The 15,888-nt window shown below is 60.3% G+C and carries 16 protein-coding genes and 2 pseudogenes; 5 read left to right on the forward strand and 13 right to left on the reverse strand.

Features of this window, described 5'->3' with window-relative positions; translation table 11 throughout:
• Positions 1 to 5: 5 nt before the first annotated feature.
• A complete protein-coding gene (locus ACX3YF_RS03730) occupies positions 6 to 938 on the reverse strand; it encodes an SDR family NAD(P)-dependent oxidoreductase (RefSeq protein WP_103404048.1) in 933 nt (310 codons plus the stop codon).
• 443 nt (positions 939 to 1,381) lie between these two features.
• Between ACX3YF_RS03730 and rimJ the strand changes: the two genes are divergently transcribed.
• Both rimJ and ACX3YF_RS03740 read left to right on the forward strand, forming a co-directional pair.
• Positions 1,382 to 1,969 (forward strand): ribosomal protein S5-alanine N-acetyltransferase, encoded by a 588-nt coding sequence (rimJ, locus tag ACX3YF_RS03735; protein WP_448645771.1) that lies wholly within the window; start codon positions 1,382 to 1,384, stop codon positions 1,967 to 1,969.
• An 83-nt stretch (positions 1,970 to 2,052) separates the two neighbouring features.
• Complete coding sequence (locus ACX3YF_RS03740) at positions 2,053 to 3,492, forward strand: ArnT family glycosyltransferase (protein WP_458973425.1); 1,440 nt, start codon at positions 2,053 to 2,055, stop codon at positions 3,490 to 3,492.
• A 51-nt stretch (positions 3,493 to 3,543) separates the two neighbouring features.
• Here the strand turns inward: ACX3YF_RS03740 and ACX3YF_RS03745 are convergent, their stop codons facing one another.
• Complete coding sequence (locus ACX3YF_RS03745) at positions 3,544 to 4,374, reverse strand: phosphatase PAP2 family protein (protein ID WP_130211247.1); 831 nt, start codon at positions 4,372 to 4,374, stop codon at positions 3,544 to 3,546.
• A 26-nt stretch (positions 4,375 to 4,400) separates the two neighbouring features.
• Positions 4,401 to 5,072: a lipopolysaccharide core heptose(II)-phosphate phosphatase PmrG gene (gene pmrG / locus ACX3YF_RS03750; protein ID WP_454837824.1), complete on the reverse strand. Its 672-nt coding sequence runs from the start codon at positions 5,070 to 5,072 to the stop codon at positions 4,401 to 4,403.
• Between the two features lie 427 nt (positions 5,073 to 5,499).
• On the opposite strand from pmrG, the pseudogene ACX3YF_RS03755 reads away from it, so the two are divergent.
• A pseudogene (locus ACX3YF_RS03755) lies at positions 5,500 to 6,378 on the forward strand (methyl-accepting chemotaxis protein); the annotation flags it as partial.
• A 201-nt stretch (positions 6,379 to 6,579) separates the two neighbouring features.
• Positions 6,580 to 7,284 (forward strand): methyl-accepting chemotaxis protein, encoded by a 705-nt coding sequence (locus ACX3YF_RS03760; protein WP_422625972.1) that lies wholly within the window; start codon positions 6,580 to 6,582, stop codon positions 7,282 to 7,284.
• Positions 7,285 to 7,403: 119 nt separating this feature from the next.
• Here ACX3YF_RS03760 and ACX3YF_RS03765 read toward each other — a convergent pair whose 3' ends face one another.
• The 9 genes and pseudogenes from ACX3YF_RS03765 to ACX3YF_RS03805 form a co-directional block, all read right to left on the reverse strand.
• Positions 7,404 to 7,823: a type II toxin-antitoxin system VapC family toxin gene (locus ACX3YF_RS03765; protein ID WP_130211244.1), complete on the reverse strand. Its 420-nt coding sequence runs from the start codon at positions 7,821 to 7,823 to the stop codon at positions 7,404 to 7,406.
• On the reverse strand, positions 7,820 to 8,065 hold the full coding sequence (locus tag ACX3YF_RS03770) for a FitA-like ribbon-helix-helix domain-containing protein (protein ID WP_130211243.1): 246 nt from the start codon (positions 8,063 to 8,065) through the stop codon (positions 7,820 to 7,822). The genes ACX3YF_RS03765 and ACX3YF_RS03770 overlap by 4 nt, the downstream gene beginning before the upstream one ends.
• A gap of 82 nt (positions 8,066 to 8,147) precedes the next feature.
• Positions 8,148 to 8,516 (reverse strand): glyoxalase superfamily protein, encoded by a 369-nt coding sequence (locus tag ACX3YF_RS03775; protein ID WP_130211242.1) that lies wholly within the window; start codon positions 8,514 to 8,516, stop codon positions 8,148 to 8,150.
• Between the two features lie 118 nt (positions 8,517 to 8,634).
• A complete protein-coding gene (locus ACX3YF_RS03780) occupies positions 8,635 to 10,092 on the reverse strand; it encodes a D-aminoacylase (protein WP_458973426.1) in 1,458 nt (485 codons plus the stop codon).
• Between the two features lies 1 nt (position 10,093).
• Positions 10,094 to 10,174 (reverse strand): annotated as a pseudogene (locus ACX3YF_RS03785) (MurR/RpiR family transcriptional regulator); the annotation flags it as partial.
• Positions 10,175 to 10,208: 34 nt separating this feature from the next.
• Positions 10,209 to 11,654, reverse strand: coding sequence for a SulP family inorganic anion transporter (locus ACX3YF_RS03790; RefSeq protein ID WP_458973427.1), 1,446 nt, complete (start codon positions 11,652 to 11,654; stop codon positions 10,209 to 10,211).
• A gap of 199 nt (positions 11,655 to 11,853) precedes the next feature.
• Positions 11,854 to 12,747 (reverse strand): NAD-dependent epimerase/dehydratase family protein, encoded by an 894-nt coding sequence (locus ACX3YF_RS03795; RefSeq protein ID WP_130211239.1) that lies wholly within the window; start codon positions 12,745 to 12,747, stop codon positions 11,854 to 11,856.
• 103 nt (positions 12,748 to 12,850) lie between these two features.
• Complete coding sequence (locus ACX3YF_RS03800) at positions 12,851 to 13,762, reverse strand: LysR family transcriptional regulator (RefSeq protein WP_288099076.1); 912 nt, start codon at positions 13,760 to 13,762, stop codon at positions 12,851 to 12,853.
• Between the two features lie 89 nt (positions 13,763 to 13,851).
• Entirely contained in the window at positions 13,852 to 14,442 is a 591-nt protein-coding gene (locus ACX3YF_RS03805; protein WP_454837821.1) for an NAD(P)H-dependent oxidoreductase, read from the reverse strand.
• Between the two features lie 162 nt (positions 14,443 to 14,604).
• Between ACX3YF_RS03805 and ACX3YF_RS03810 the strand changes: the two genes are divergently transcribed.
• A complete protein-coding gene (locus tag ACX3YF_RS03810) occupies positions 14,605 to 14,919 on the forward strand; it encodes a putative quinol monooxygenase (RefSeq protein WP_047537197.1) in 315 nt (104 codons plus the stop codon).
• Here ACX3YF_RS03810 and ACX3YF_RS03815 read toward each other — a convergent pair.
• Positions 14,909 to 15,673, reverse strand: a complete 765-nt coding sequence (locus tag ACX3YF_RS03815; protein WP_458973428.1) for a sulfite exporter TauE/SafE family protein — start codon at positions 15,671 to 15,673, stop codon at positions 14,909 to 14,911. The genes ACX3YF_RS03810 and ACX3YF_RS03815 overlap by 11 nt on opposite strands.
• Positions 15,674 to 15,888 lie beyond the last annotated feature (215 nt).

Consider the following 15,888-nt stretch of genomic DNA (forward strand, 5'->3'; position numbering starts at 1 on the left):
CCGAATCAAAGACTGCGGATAAGTTGCGCTAGACCATTGCCGATGGACGTCGGCTCCGGAAGATTGAAGCGTTCGAGCAGGCGCGCATTGTTGGCGCGCGAATGGCGAATATCGCCCTGACGTGGCGCCTGATAATTCACCGTCAAGGGGTTGCCGGTGGCCGCTCCCAGTTCAGCGATCAAATCATTGAGGCTGGTGGAGCGGCTCAAGCCGATGTTCACCGCACCGGATTGCGGTTCGCTCGCCTCCACCGCCTGGAGCAGGATGCTCACCAGGTCCAGGACGTAGACGAAGTCGCGGGTCTGCTCACCGTCACCGAAAATCGAAACCGGCTGCCGGTTCATCGCCCGCTCGGTGAAGATGCTGATCACACCGGAGTACGGCGAAGACGGATCCTGGCGCGGGCCAAAAATGTTGAAGAACCTCAGGATCACCGGCTCCAGGCCGTGTTCGCGGCGATAGAAATCCAGGTAATACTCGCTGGCCAGTTTGTCGCTGGCATAGGGCGTGAGCGGCGACTTGGCGGTGTTTTCATCAATCGCCGAACCTTCGCCATTGTTGCCATAGATGGCCGCGCTGGAGGCGAACACGACACGCTTGATCCCGGCCTTCAACATGTTTTCACAGACGTTGAGCGTGCCGACAAAATTGCTTTGATGGGTGCTGACCGGATCGTCCACCGATGCTTGCACGGAGGCCACGGCGGCCAGGTGAACCACCGCGCTGCAATCACGCATGGCCTGACTCACCGCGGCGCTGTCGGCGACATCACCGACGACCAGGTTCAGGTTGGCGTTATCCATTGGCAAGTTACTGACTTTGCCGGAGGACAGGTTATCCAGCACACGCACTTTGTAACCTTTCGCCAGCAACGCTTCCACCAGGTGTGATCCGATGAAACCAGCACCGCCAGTAACGAGTATTCGCTCCACAAACATGAAAGTTCTTCCTGAAAAATCAAGCGGATACATGGATTTGAAGTCCGCCATCGGTTTGAGCTCGCGCAATCACAGTCGCGGATGCCCCGTGAAACTTGCCAGTCGCGAGTGACATTTTTATGGCGGTAGGCCATCAAAACGCCGCCGATGATGGGAGATCGGGCGATGACTGTCAATAGACCGTCTATTTTTCTCATTGCTTTCAAAACCATAGAAAATTTGTCATTTTTTTGACGACTTTTATTCCAGATTTTGTGCCGGATCACTTGTACGGCCTCGAGGGGGCGCCAACCCTCTGGCAAATGAACTTTTCTTCACCCCGTCCATTGGCCGCAACCTGTACATTTTCTTCGCCCATTCAAGAAACTACGGTTTGCCCGCCCTCCCGCGGGCTTTTTTTTGCCTGTAAATTGTGGGTCGTCCACCGTAACCTCGAGCGCCCGATGACGATCCTCACCCTCCCCTGCAAACGCCTGACGCTGGCCATCCTCAGCCCCAGCCAGGCCGCGCTGGAAAGCGACTTCTACCAGCGCAATCAGGCACACCTCGCCCCCTGGTCACCGGTTCGCCCCGACGACTACTACCGTCCGGAAAAAATCCGCTCGCGCCTGGCGCAGCAGGCCTTTGCCTTCGAAGACGGCTACGCGGTGCACTTTGCAATGCTGGATCGCGACGGCCAGCAGATGATCGGCGCATGCAATTTCAGCGGCATCATTCGCGGGGCATTTCAGGCGTGTTACCTCGGCTATCACATCGACCAATCCCACCAGGGCCAGGGTTTGATGCATGAAGCCCTGCAAGCGGGTATCCGTTACGTGTTCGAGACAATGAACCTGCACCGGATCATGGCCAACTACATCCCCGACAACGAGCGCAGCGCCCGGTTGCTGGAACGCCTGGGTTTCGAGCGCGAAGGCTATGCCAAGGCGTACCTGAACATCGGCGGGCGCTGGCAGGATCATGTGCTGACGGCGCTGGTCAGCAAGGTCTACGAAGACCCTGATCAATGCTGGTCAAGACCGCTTTCCTAAGCTTTCACACCTCGTTCACGTTTTGTTAAGGATTCGCTTCGTATGCTCGGGATTCGAACTCCCTCCCCGGTCCCCGAACGCCCATGTCGCGCTCCACTTCCTCACTGTTATTGCTTGCCGCGCTGCTGTTTTTCTTCGCCCTGGGCAATCACCAGTTGCAAGGCTCCACCGAGGCGCGGGTCGCCGGTATTGCCATGGAAATGCACCTGGACAACGACTGGGTGACACCCCGCCTGTTCGGCGAACCCTTCCTGGAAAAACCGCCCCTGAGCCTGTGGCTCGACGCCGGAGCCATCGGCGCATTCGGCAGCACGCCGTGGGCGGTGCGGTTGACCTCGGCCGGTGCCGGGTTATTCAGCGTGATGCTGTTGTTCGCAATGCTGCGGCGCTTGGGCCGGCCAACATCCATGGCCTGGACCGCTGCATTACTGTTGGCGACCATGGCCAGTTACTGGAGCAACGTGCGCGGCGTCGGCGAAGACGCGTTGCTCGCCCTCGGCGTGACCCTGGCGCTGCTGGCGTTCTTTCAGGGGCACCGACAAGCGAGCCGGGGCAACGCGCTGTTGTTCGCCCTGGGAATCGCCATCGCCACCTTGAGCAAAGGTGTATTGGGGCTGGCGATGCCGGGGGTGGTGATCTTCGCCTTTCTGCTCGCCGAGAGCCTGCTGGACAAGCGCCTGTACCTCTCGCACTGGCTACGGCCGGGCCTGCTGACGCTGCTGGGATTGCTGCCCTTGATGATCTGGCTGGCGCTGCTGTATCAGCGCGCAGGCACCCAGGCCGTGACGGAAGTGCTGCTGACCAACAGCGTCGGACGCTTCAGTGGCTCCTTCGTGGAAGCCGGTCATTACGAACCGTTCTACTACTATCTGGCCAAACTGCCCCAGGCGTTTTTGCCCTGGAACATTCTGGTGTACCTGGGGCTCTGGCATTTCCGTAAAAGCCTGATGGCCAACCGTTACCTGCTGTTCTTCACCCTGTGGATTCTGGCGCAGTTCGTCATGCTGACGCTGGCGTCGAGCAAACGCACGGTGTACCTGATGTCGATGACGCCGGCGGCGGCCGTCATCGCCGCCGAGTACGCGAGCGTCCTCTACGCAAGGCTGATGGCTCGGCAAAACGTCTCGATCTTGGCTAGCCGCATTATCCGGCACCGTCGCAGCGTGGCGGTTGGCACGCTGGCCGTGGTGATCGCCAGCTACCTCGCCGCGGCACAATGGGCACTCCCCCACGCCGACCGCACATTGTCGTTCCTGCCGCTGACCGAGCAGATCCGGGCCCTGCAGGCCAACGGTCAGCAAGTAGCGCTGTTTCAGGCCAACGAACGACTGGGCGGCGCCAGCGTGTTCTACACCCACCGCGTGCTCAAAGGACTGGATACCGAGGCGCAGCTGCATGAGTTCCTGACCGCGTCGCCTTCCAACGTAGCGGTCATTGGCGCCGATGCAGAACCGCCCGCGCCATTGAAAGTGCTCAAATCCATGAAGGTCGGGCGGCAGGATTACTACTTTGTCAGGCAATAAAAAACCCGTGCCCCCTGAGGATCACGGGTTTTTCAGATCCAGCGCCTGAAATTAACTGGCCGTCTGAGCCTGCGCTACAGCTACCCGCCGCTCATGTTTTTGCAGAACCGGCAGATCCAGCCGCGCCCGGCCGTAAAACGCCAGCGCCGTCAGCAAACACGCCAGCCACACGAAGATCCCGGCCCAGAAGGTGTGGGACATGTAGTGCCAGCCTTGCAGAACACGCGTGGTGCCGTAGACGAAACCCAGCAGCAGCGAACCGTACATCACCGCTTTGGAAAAGCGCCACTGGTAGCGACGCGCCACGAAATACAGCGCCAGCATGGTGAAACCACCCGAAGCATGACCACCCGGCCAGCAGCGGCCATCGCCTGCTTTCATGAACAGCTGAAAATTCTCGTACCACTCGATGTGGGCGATTTTTCCACCGTAAAGCGTCGTTTCAATCGGGCAGTACACGCTGGTATGCGACTTGAGGAAATGGATCACGCCAGTGCAAATCGCGAACGCAAATACCACAAACAGAAAATCCCGACGATGGTCCCTGGCAAACCGAAGCACAGGGGCGGCTTTGGTCCGTTCCAGAAAGTTGCCCAGGCGCGGATGTTTTTGCGGGGTGACCAATGGCCAGACAAACGACAGGATCGCGCCGATCAACGCAATTTCAGCGGTCCAGTTGGGAATGATCCGCGCCCACTTGTGGGTGAGCTTCTCAAAGAAGTGAACCTGGTCGATTGGGAAGGTTTGGGTAATCGGATCAAAGAACAGATTGCTGAACGCGATGTCGATTGACGTCATGTCGAACATCAGGAAAACCACGGCCGCGCAGGCCAGCGGAATGCCGAAATTCAGCCAGTAAAAACGTTGGGAAGTACTCAGCATCGTGCGTCCTGATCAAAAAGATGAATTCATTTGCTCGTCATCGATTGCCAGTCCGAGGCGTCGATGAGGCCTAGCATGCGAGGTGTCTGTGGCGTTTCGGCAGAAACAAACAACGAAGCGCCGTAGCCCGGAGTGGAGCCTGACAACTTGAGGTCTTTCTCGAGTTGCTCCATGCATTCGCTGTGGGTCACCAGGATCAGGTTGCGTCCGGCCACTTTATGCGCCAGAGCGTCGCGCAGCATAGTGCCCTTGCAACTGATCAGCCAGTCCTCACCGGTGCCGACCTTGTTGAACATGTAGGCCGCTGTCTGTGCCGTACGCAGCATCGGGCTGTTGTAGATGTCGGCCTTGTTCAGCCCCAACTGCTCGAAGTGCGCACCGACTCCCACCGCGACGCTACGCGAACGATCGGTAATCCCATCGTTGCCCACCAGGCAGGCGGCGCTGGAGTGATCACAACGCTCGACATGGCGTACCAGCACGATCATGTCGCCCTTGGCCCAACCGGCCCGCAATGCCTGAGCGCCGGCCACATTACCATGGGCCAGGTCCGGCACGGCGGCAGGCCGCAGAAGAAAAAGGATCAGGGGTACCACCAGCAACGCCGAGGCCAGCACCACGATTGCATTGCGATAGCGGGCAAATCGGCTCAGGTCAATCGAGCGTTTTACGCCGAACAGAGTCAGTCTCAATTCCATATCTATCCGCCTCACCGACATGCACCATTATTTTTATGCGGCGAGGTTAGAGAGGCAGGCGTCGACTGCAGGTGAAACCCATGTGAAAAAAAGCTTAAGAATTGGCGCGGTCCGACGCACGGTCACCCCGTACACAAAGTGCAACACTTTCGCGCAAAAGCCATTGCAAAAAACGTTTCAGCTCCAGGAATCGCGGCCGATACACCCTGCTTACATAGCTTGGAGGCTCCCAACAACAACAATCTTCCAGCCACCGACGATCAAGAAGCACTGCGTTACTGGAGGAATTTTCATGAATAGCTGGTTCGGCAACATCAGCGTGAACCTGAAACTGGGCCTGGGCTTTGGCCTGGTTCTGGCACTGACTTGCGTCCTCGCCCTGACCGGCTGGACCAGCCTGGGCGGTTTGATTGACCGCAGCAACTGGATGAGCGACATCACCCAGCTCAACGCCAGCCTGACCAAGCTGCGTGTGGTGCGCCTGCAATACATGCTGACCAACGGCGACGAAGCCACCGCCCAGAACGTGCAGACCACCCTCGAAGCCTTTTCCGCTCAACAACAAGCGCTGCTGGTGAAGTTCAAGAGCCCGGAGAACCTCAAGCTGCTCAATGAGCAAGGCACCGTCATCGACGCCTACAAGACGTCCCTGAACAAAATGCGCGGCGCCTACCGTGCCGGCAGCAGCGCCCGCGATGCCATGACCGCCAATGCTGAAACGGCCAAAACGCTGATCAACGATCTCAATAACCGCGTGCAACAACTGCCGCCGGGCGATCAGCGCTTCGAACAGTTCCAGGCCATCACCGCCGCCAAGGAAGCCTTCTTGCTGGCCCGCTACGAAGTGCGCGGCTACACCGCGACCACCAACGCTGAAACCGAGCAAAAGGCCGTCGCCCAACTGGACGCCGCCATCGCCAGCCTGAAACAGCTCAACGCGCATTTCGCCGACGTTCAGCCAGATGCCCTGCAACGACTGGAAACCGCGCTGGGCAACTACCGCAGCGCCTTGCAGGCTTACAAAACCGCAAACGGTGACGTGGTACAGGCACGCAAGGAAATGACTGACGAGGGTGCCGCCATCGTCAGCCTGAGCGATGCGCTGTACCAGATTCAACTCGACCGCCGTGACGCCGAAAGCGACAACGCCCGCACCCTGCAACTGGTCAGCACATTGCTGGCATTGTTGGTGGGCATCATTGCCGCCGTCGTCATTACCCGACAGATTACCGGCCCGCTGCGCGACACCCTGGCCGTGGTCGATCGCATCGCCAGCGGCGACTTGTCCCACGATGTCCAGGTGACGCGCCGCGACGAACTCGGTGTGTTGCAACAAGGCATCGCGCGCATGGGCGTGACCCTGCGCGACCTGATCAGCGGCATCCGCGACGGCGTCACCCAGATCGCCAGCGCCGCAGAAGAGCTGTCGGCCGTGACCGAACAAACCAGCGCCGGGGTCAACAGCCAGAAAGTCGAAACCGATCAGGTCGCCACCGCCATGCACGAAATGACCGCCACCGTGCAGGAAGTCGCGCGCAATGCCGAGCAGGCTTCGCAAGCGGCAGCCGCGGCCGATGGTGAAGCTCGCGAAGGCGACAAAGTGGTGGCCGAGGCCATCACCCAGATCGAACGCCTGGCCAGCGAAGTGGTGCGTTCCACCGAAGCCATGGGCGTGCTGCAACAGGAAAGCGACAAGATCGGCAGCGTGATGGACGTGATCAAGGCCGTGGCCGAACAGACCAACCTGCTGGCGCTCAACGCGGCCATTGAAGCGGCGCGTGCCGGTGAAGCCGGACGTGGTTTTGCCGTGGTGGCCGACGAAGTCCGCGGCCTGGCCCAGCGTACGCAAAAATCCACCGAAGAAATCGAAAGCCTGGTGGCGGGTCTGCAGAACGGCACCCAACAAGTGGCAATGGTGATGAACAACAGCCGCGTCCTGACCGACAGCAGCGTGGCCCTGACCCGCAAGGCCGGCGCGTCACTGGAAAACATCACCCGCACGGTGTCCAACATCCAGTCGATGAACCAGCAGATCGCCGCCGCCGCCGAACAGCAAAGCGCCGTGGCCGAAGAGATCAGCCGCAGCATCATCAACGTACGCGACGTCTCCGAACAGACAGCCGCGGCCAGCGACGAAACGGCAGCATCCAGTGTTGAACTGGCGCGGTTGGGGAATCAGTTGCAAGCGATGGTGAGCCACTTCCGGGTCTGACGCTGGATCAGCGCTGAACCACAGATCCAATCGCGGGCAAGCCCGCTCCCACAGGTTCAGTGAGTACCCTGTGGGAGCGGGCTTGCCCGCGATGGCGATCTGACTGGCAATGAAGACACTCAGGCTCCCCACGGATTGATCACGTCCAGTCCGGAAAACTCGAAATCCCGAACATTACGAGTAGCAATTGGAGCTCCGTGGATTCGGCAGACAGCGGCAATCTGCGCATCAGCCATCGACGCAGCACGTCCCTTGGCTTCACAACCGGCCACAAGCGTCGCGTACTCGACCGCGGCATGAACATCAAAGGGCAAAATCCTTCCGGCAAAGTCTTCTTCAAACATCGCCATCGCATGGGATTCGAGCTTTTGTTTACGCTTGCCGGACGGGAGCCTGGCGATACCATGGAGAATTTCCGCCACGGTAATAGCACTGATTGCCAGCTCCAAAGCAGGTTGCGCATCCACCCAGGCAAGAACTTGGGTGTCAGGTTCGAGTCGCATGAACTCTGAAAGCACATTCGTATCGAGCACGATCATTCGGAGAAATCCACAGCGCTCGCTTTTTCTTGCCGCTCTGGCAAATCGAGTTCAACACCGCCGCACACTCTGAACCGATCACGAATTCTACTGCCGAGCCCTCCTGCTCGATCGATGGTCGCCAATGCTCTCCCCAAAATCAGACGAGCTTCTTCTTCCATCGAGTGCCCGTTATGGGCAGCCGCAATGCGTAGCTGCTCTTTAATCTGATCGTCGAGGTTTCGAATAGTGATGCTGGCCATGATGCCTCCTGCAATCAATGAAATCATTGATTGCAGGCTAGCACATCATGATTCAGTTACCACTGCTGGCCGCTGAATGGCGTCACACACTGATCGCATTGGTAAACACCAACCGATTGCCGAACGGATCGGCGATGGTCATGTCCTGGCTGCCCCACGGCATCGCCTGAATCTGCGGGTGAGCGAAGGGGTATTGCTTGGCCAGCAATTGCTGCTGGAACACTTCCAGTTCATCGGTCTCGATGCGCAGCGCCGAGCCCGGAGTGCTGTCACCCTGGTGTCCGGACAGATGCAGCACGCATTCACCGTGGGAAACCTGCAGGTACAACGGGAAGTCGGGTTCGAAACGATGCTGCCAATCGATCTTGAATCCGAGGAAGTCGACGTAGAACTCCACGGCCTTGACTTCATCGGAGATCCGCAGGATCGGGGTGGTTTTGCCGAAGCTCATCGCGTTGCTCCCAGACAGAAATTGCCCGGCGTGTAGCCGGGCTGTACCTCAGCAATTCGGCTTGGCCATGGCATTCTTTAATCTCAATGTGCCACCACTGTGATGCAACGCCCAATCCTCACTCAAACCCGTCTCGCAAATCCCCTTCCCGCGCCAGAAACCGCCCTTCCCTGCGTCCGTTCGCCTGACCGTCGCAGTAACTCAGAACGCCGTTGACCCACACGCCGTCGATGCCTTCGGCCGCCCGTTGCGGATCATTGAAGTCCGCCACGTCGCGAATGGTCGCCGGGTCGAACAACACCAGGTCGGCCCAATGCCCTTCGCGGATCTCGCCCCGTTCCTTCAAGCCGAATCGCGCGGCTGATAGCCCGGTCATCTTGTGCACGGCGGTGTGCAGCTCGAACAGCCCTGCGTCGCGGCTGAAATGCCCCAGCACCCGAGGGAACGCGCCCCACAAACGAGGATGGGGAAACGGGTCTTCCGGCAAACCGTCGGAGCCGACCATCGACAGCGGATGCGCGAGGATTCTGCGCACGTCCGCCTCGTCCATTCCGTAATACACCGCGCCGGCCGGTTGCAGTTGGCGGGCGGTATCGAGCAACGACAGGTTCCACTCGGCAGCGATGTCCATCAGGTCGCGGCCGCCCATCTCCGGGTGCGGCGTCGACCAGGTGATGGTGATGCGATGGGCGTCGGTGACTTGCTTGAGGTCCAGGGTCGAAGAGCTCGCCGCATAGGGATAGCAATCGCAGCCCACCGGGTGGGTTTGCGCGGCACGCTCAAGGGATTCCAGCAACTGCGAGCTGCGGCCCCAGTTACCGGCGCCGGCGCATTTGAGGTGGGAAATGATCACCGGGACTTTCGCATGACGGCCGATCCGGAACGCCTCGTCCATGGCCTCCAGTACCGGTTCGAATTCGCTGCGCAAGTGGGTGGTGTAGACGGCGCCGAACGCTGTCAGCTCTTCGGTCAGTTGCATGACTTCATCCGTGGACGCCGAAAACGCGCTGGCGTAAGCCAGGCCCGTGGACAGTCCCAGCGCACCGGCCTCCAGGCTCTCGCGCAGCTGTTCGCGCATCGCGGCAATTTCGCCGGCGGTGGCGGTGCGATACAGATCGTCGAGATGGTTGCTGCGCAGTGCGGTGTGGCCCACCAGCGCGGCAACGTTCAGCGTCGTGTTCGCGGCTTCGACCGCCGCGCGGTAATCGCTGAACGTCGGATAAACAAAAGCGGCGCGGCTGCCCAGCAGGTTCATCGGGTCCGGCGGATCGCCGCGCAAACTCACCGGCGAAGCACTGATGCCGCAGTTGCCGACGATCACCGTGGTCACGCCCTGGCTGAGCTTGGGCAGCATTTGCGGCTGGCGGATCACCACGGTGTCGTCATGGGTGTGCACGTCGATGAAACCCGGCGCCAGCACGCGAGCGGCGGCGTCGATCTCCTCGGTGGCGCGGGCGTCGTGCAAGTCGCCGATGCGCTCGATGCGACCGTTCAGAATCGCCAGGTCGGCGGGGTAGCCGGGGCTGTTGCTGCCATCGATGATCAGTGCGTTGCGAATCAGCGTGTCGTACATCATCTCAGTCTCCCAACGGCAAGTGATCATCGCCGCCGCGGTCATCGTCCAGGGCGAGTTTGAACCGCCGCAGACGTTCTTGATCGTGGACTTTCATCGCGCCTGCCACGGGCGGGACCTCAGTCGTGCTGCACGCGCGCCCGCTTGAGCAGCTTCTTGCAGCGTTCGGACAAGTGCAGCACCCGCAGGTGCTTCCCAGCCTTTTCATAGCGCTCGCGCAATGTCTTGAGCGCGGCGATGGCCGAGTAATCGACGAAGCTCAGGTGGCGACAATCGATGGTCACCACGGACGGGTCGTTGGCAGGATCGAACTGGTTGAGAAAGGGTGTGGTCGAGGCGAAGAACAGCGTGCCATGCAGCAGGTACAGCTTGCTGCCGTCGGCTTCGACGTGAGTGTCGGCATACAGCTCGCGAGCCTGCTGCCAGGCGAAATTGAGCGCCGCGATGATGATGCCGCACAGCACGGCCGTCGCCAGATCGGTGAACACCGTGATCACCGTCACCGCGATGATCACCAGCACGTCATTGAGCGGCACCTTGTTCAGCACCCGCAGCGAGGCCCAGGCAAAGGTCTGCTGCGACACCACGAACATCACCCCGACCAGGGCCGCCAACGGAATGCGCTCGATCAGCGGCGACAGAAACAGAATGAACAGCAAAATTGCCACCCCGGCGACCACACCGGACAAGCGACCCCGACCACCGGAACTGAGGTTGATCACGGTCTGGCCGATCATCGCGCAACCACCCATGCCGCCAAACAGACCGGACACCACATTGGCCGCGCCCAACGCCACGCATTCGCGATCGGGGTAGCCGCGACTTTCAGTGATTTCGTCGGTGAGGTTCAGGGTCAGCAGGGTTTCCAGCAAACCGACCAGTGCCATCAGGATCGCGTAGGGCGCGATGATGCGCAGGGTTTCCAGGTTCCAGGGAAGGTCCGGCAGGGCAAACGTCGGCAGGCCGCCGGCGATGTGCGCCATATCGCCCAGGGTACGGGTCGGCAGGCCGAGCAGGTCAACCGCCAGGCCAACGCCCAGAATCGCCACCAACGCTGGCGGGACCGTGCGGGTCAGGCGCGGCAGTACATAGACAATCGCCATCGTCACCGCGACCAGGCCGATCATCATGTACAGCGGCGTACCGCTCAACCAGGCCTCTCCGTTTTTGAAGTGTTCCAGTTGCGCCAGGGCAATGATGATCGCCAGGCCGTTGACGAAGCCGAGCATCACCGGATGCGGCACCATCCGCACCAGTTTGCCCAGCCGCAGCAGCCCGAACGCCAGCATGACCAGGCCACCGAGCAACACCGTGGCCAGCAAGTACTGCACGCCGTGCTGCACCACCAGCGCGACAATCACCACCGCCATCGAACCCGCAGCCCCCGAGACCATGCCCGGCCGACCGCCGAACAGCGCGGTCAGGGTGCAAATGATGAACGCGCCATACAGGCCCATCAGCGGATTGAGGTGGGCCACCAGCGCGAAGGCGATGCATTCGGGCAGCAAGGCGAAAGACGTGGTGAGGCCGGCCAGGGCATCGGCGCGTAGATGTTTTGGTTTCATGGGGACCGCATGCAGGGAGTCGCAAGAAAGAGTTTGCGGATGTTACGGAATCGAGGGCGGCCCGGCCAGTTTATGCGGTTTCAAAAACGCTCTCGCGAGCAGGCTCGCTCCCACAGTGAACCGCGTTCTCCATACCGGCGCGGTCTAATGTGGGAGCGAGCCTGCTCGCGATGAACGATGACGCGGTCTAATAAAGACTTCACACCATCTCGTTAAGAATCCACTCAACCACCGACGTGCGCTTCGGCACCCAGCCCAGCAACGCCCGCGCATGCTTGCCGCGAACCCGGCTGTTGGAGCCCAGGCCATAGTTGGCCATTTCATAACCCCATTCGGCTTCGGCGTCTTTCAGTGGCCAGTCTTGCGGCTTGCCCAGTTTCAACACCTCGGCCATCGCCGTGGTCATGTCGATGAACGACGCTTCGCCGCTTTCGACAAAGTAGAACGTGCCGGGGACGTTTTTGCTCAGCGCCAGCAGGTACAGGGCCACCACGTCTTCGATGTGCACGTTGGACCAGATGTTCTGGCCGGTCCCGACGTGACGCACCACGCCACTTTTACGCGCCTGTTTCAGCAAACGCGGCAACTGCACGCTGTCGCGATGGACGCCCAGGCTGTGGCCGTAGATCAGGGTGTTGCAGATGACCGCCGAATTCACGCCGTCCCTGGCCGCCGCCAGGATCAGGTTGTCGATGGCCACCCGTGCAGCCTTGTCGACGGTCGGTTCCGGCAGGTTGTCTTCGTAGTAGATGACATCGCTGGACTTACCGCCCGACGCATCGCCGACGATGCTCGAACCGCTGGTGTGCAGGAACACCTTGTTGGAACCGCGCAGGGCGTCGAGCAGGGCTTGCACCGCACCGCGATGGTCACTGCTGGCGGCGTTGATCACGGCGTCGGCGGCGCGGGCCTGATCGGCCAATAGTGCGCTGTCGTCAAGAGTGCCGATGACCGGGGTGATGCCCAGCGCTGTCAGTTCATCCGCTTGTTCGGCGCTGCGCACCAGACCGGTGACCCGATGACCCGCGCGGATCAGTCCCGTGGCGATCGAGCCGCCGATGAAGCCGGCGGCGCCGGTGACGAATACATTCATGGAGGAACTCCCTGCGTTGATCAGTGATGCAGCGAGTATCAAGCAGCGATCCCTGACGAAAAATCCCTGCCGGCCCAATTCACTCTTGCGCAGGAATCACGAATCAGTCACTGAAATCATCGGAGGCATAGAGCGCCAATTTGCTCTGGATGAAATCCAGGAAACATTGAATTCGCAGGGCCAGTTGCGAGTTGCGGTAATACACCGCGTTGATCGGCTGGCGATAACCACTGTTGAACTCGGCCAGCAAGACTTTCAAGCGTCCGGCGCGGATGTCGTCGATGGTCATGTAATGCGACAGGCTGGCGATGCCCTGCCCCTCCAGCGCCAGATGACGAATGGTTTCGCCGCTGGAGGCACTGAGCGAGGCCTGGATCGGCCAGCGGTCACCGTGCACGTAGCGCAGCGGCCATTGGTTGAGGCCTTCGTTCTGGGTGAATCCCAACAAGGTGTGGGCGGTAAGGTCGGCCACGGCGGTGGGGGTGCCGTGCTTTTCCAGGTACGCCGGACTGGCGACGATGTGCAGCGGACTGCAGCCCAGGGAGCGGGCATGCAGGGTCGAGTCGGCCAGGGTGCCGATGCGGATGGCGATGTCGGTGCTCTGTTCGAGCAGATCGATGATCAGGTCGTTGCTGTTGAGTTCCAGTTGAATGTCCGGATAGAGCCGGCGGAACTCATCGATGTAGGGCACGATCGCGTGCAGCATGAACGGCGATGCGGCGTTGATGCGCAAACGCCCGGACGGCGTTTGCTGGCGCGAGGACAGGCGCTCTTCGAGTTCGTCCATCTGATCGAGAATCAGCTTGGCCTGTTCGAAGAAGTACTTGCCCTCCTCGGTCAGGTCCATGCGCCGCGTCGTGCGGTTGATCAACGTGGTATCGAGCTTGGCCTCCAGCCGCGACAGCGTGCGGCTGACCGCCGAAGGCGTTTGCCCGACCTGCTCGGCCGCCGCAGAAATCGACCCGCACTCAATCACGCAGACGAAAATCTGCAATTCATCGGATCTGGCTTTCACGTGTGTTCCTTATCGATAGTCCTGCACAGGTCTGCTGTGTGGGCAATCCATTGTCAGTGCCCGCTCCAGCTATCGATAGTAGCGGAGCCTCAAGCCTTAAGGCCAAACACCTCAATCAGATGCTGCTCGTAGCGCGCCACATCGGCTTCGATGTTCGGGCGTTTCATCACGTCAACGCAGAGGAATGTCGGCAACCCGGTCATGCCGAGGAATTCGTTGGCCTTGTGGAAAGGAAAGTACACCGCGTCCACGCCTTTGGCTTCGAAGAAGTCGGTCGGGTCGTCAAAGGCTTGCTGCGGTGCGTTCCAGGTCAGGGACAGCATGTACTGTTTGCCCTGGATCAAGCCGCCGCTGCCGTACTTCTGCGATGCGTCGGAACGGGTACGACCGTCGCTGGCGTAGAGGCTGCCATGGCCTTCGGTGAACACTTCATCGATGTACTTCTTCACAGTCCACGGCGCGCCCATCCACCAGCCGGGCATCTGGTAAATGATCACGTCGGCCCAGAGGAACTTGGCGACTTCTTCCGCGATGTCGTAGCCCTCGTCGATGAACGTGGTTTTGATATCCACGCCGCCACGGTCCAGCACGCTCAACGCGGTTTCGTGGAGGGTGGTGTTGTAGCGGCCATCGGAATGGGCGAATTTTTTGCCGCCATTGAGCAACAGGACTTTTTTCATGAGGGATCTCGGAAAGGGTCAGAAATGGATGGCGGCAGCGTACCGATTCGCCTCGCGCGGAATAAGCGCCTTCATCGCAAAATTCATTTGACCCACAAGCACGAATTGATGGGTTATTGTTGACTTAGACTGGCGCCCATTCTGACTTGAGGAGCATTTTCGATGAGTGAACTGCAAGGCTTCATCCTGCACGCCAAGACCCGCCCGGAAAAATCCGACGCCTTCGAAGCGTTTTTCAGCGGCTATGTAGAAGCCAGTCGTGCCGAACCCGGCTGCATCGAGTACCACATGCTGCGCGACAAACAGGACCCGACCCTGTTCATCTTCTACGAGATCTGGCAGTCCCAGGCCCACCTCGACGTGCACTCTAATCTGCCGCACATGAAGCAGTTCCTCGATCAACGCGACGAATACCTGGAGCGGGATTTCGAGATCCGCGCCATCGACATGATCAGCCCGTCGTCCGCTAGCCGCTGATCAACAAGTGGCCGCCGAGCACGCCGAGGCCGATGAAGAACACGCGTTTGAACAACACGGCGCTGATCCGCTGGCGCAGCGATTGCCCCAGCCACATGCCGAGCACTGCCGGGATCAGCGCCAGCAGGGACGCGCTCAACTCGCCGCCACCGAGCGCGCCACGCCATAACAAGCCACCCGCCAGGGCCAGTGTCGACACGGTAAACGACAGGCCCAGCGCCTGTACCAGTTCATCCTTGCTCAAGCCCAGTGCTTGCAGATACGGCACCGCCGGGATCACGAACACGCCGGTGGCCGAAGTGATGACGCCTGTCAGTCCACCGCACAGCGGACCGAGCCAGGGTTCGCTGCGGGCACCTGCACGCAAGGTCGGCAGAAACAACCCGCTCAACGCATAGAGCAACAGCGCCGCCCCCAATCCCCGTACGACCCAGTGCCCGCCCGCCATGCCGATCCACAACGTGCCGGCCCCGGTGCCGATGAAAATCGCCAGCAGCATCGGCCAGAGTCGTTTGATCAAACCGCGCAAATGTCCGCCGAATGCCAATTGCCAGACGTTGGTCAGTGTCGCGGGAATGATCAACAACGCAGCAGCCTGTGACGGGGCCATAGCCAGACCGAGCAAGCCCATGGCGATGGTCGGCAGACCGAGACCGATCACACCCTTGATCGTGCCGGCCAGCAGAAAAGTCACCATGACCAGCAAGGACAGGGCAAAGCCGAGATTTTGGTAGAACGTGGCGAGTGTATTCATGGGGCCATGGTGAGCCCGCCGTGGTCGCTTGAAAATCTGCCATATACTGAGGCTGCCTCTCTTAAAACAAGAGGCTGAGGAACGAGGCGCGGCGACTGACGCCATCGCGAGCAGGCTCGCTCCTACATGAGACTTGCGAACGACACCAATCCCCTGTGGGAGCGGGCTTGCCCGCGATGGTCGTTAACGATAACGCGTGTTTACTGGTTAAACGC

It is taken from the genome of Pseudomonas fluorescens group sp. PF-69 (assembly GCF_054481235.1).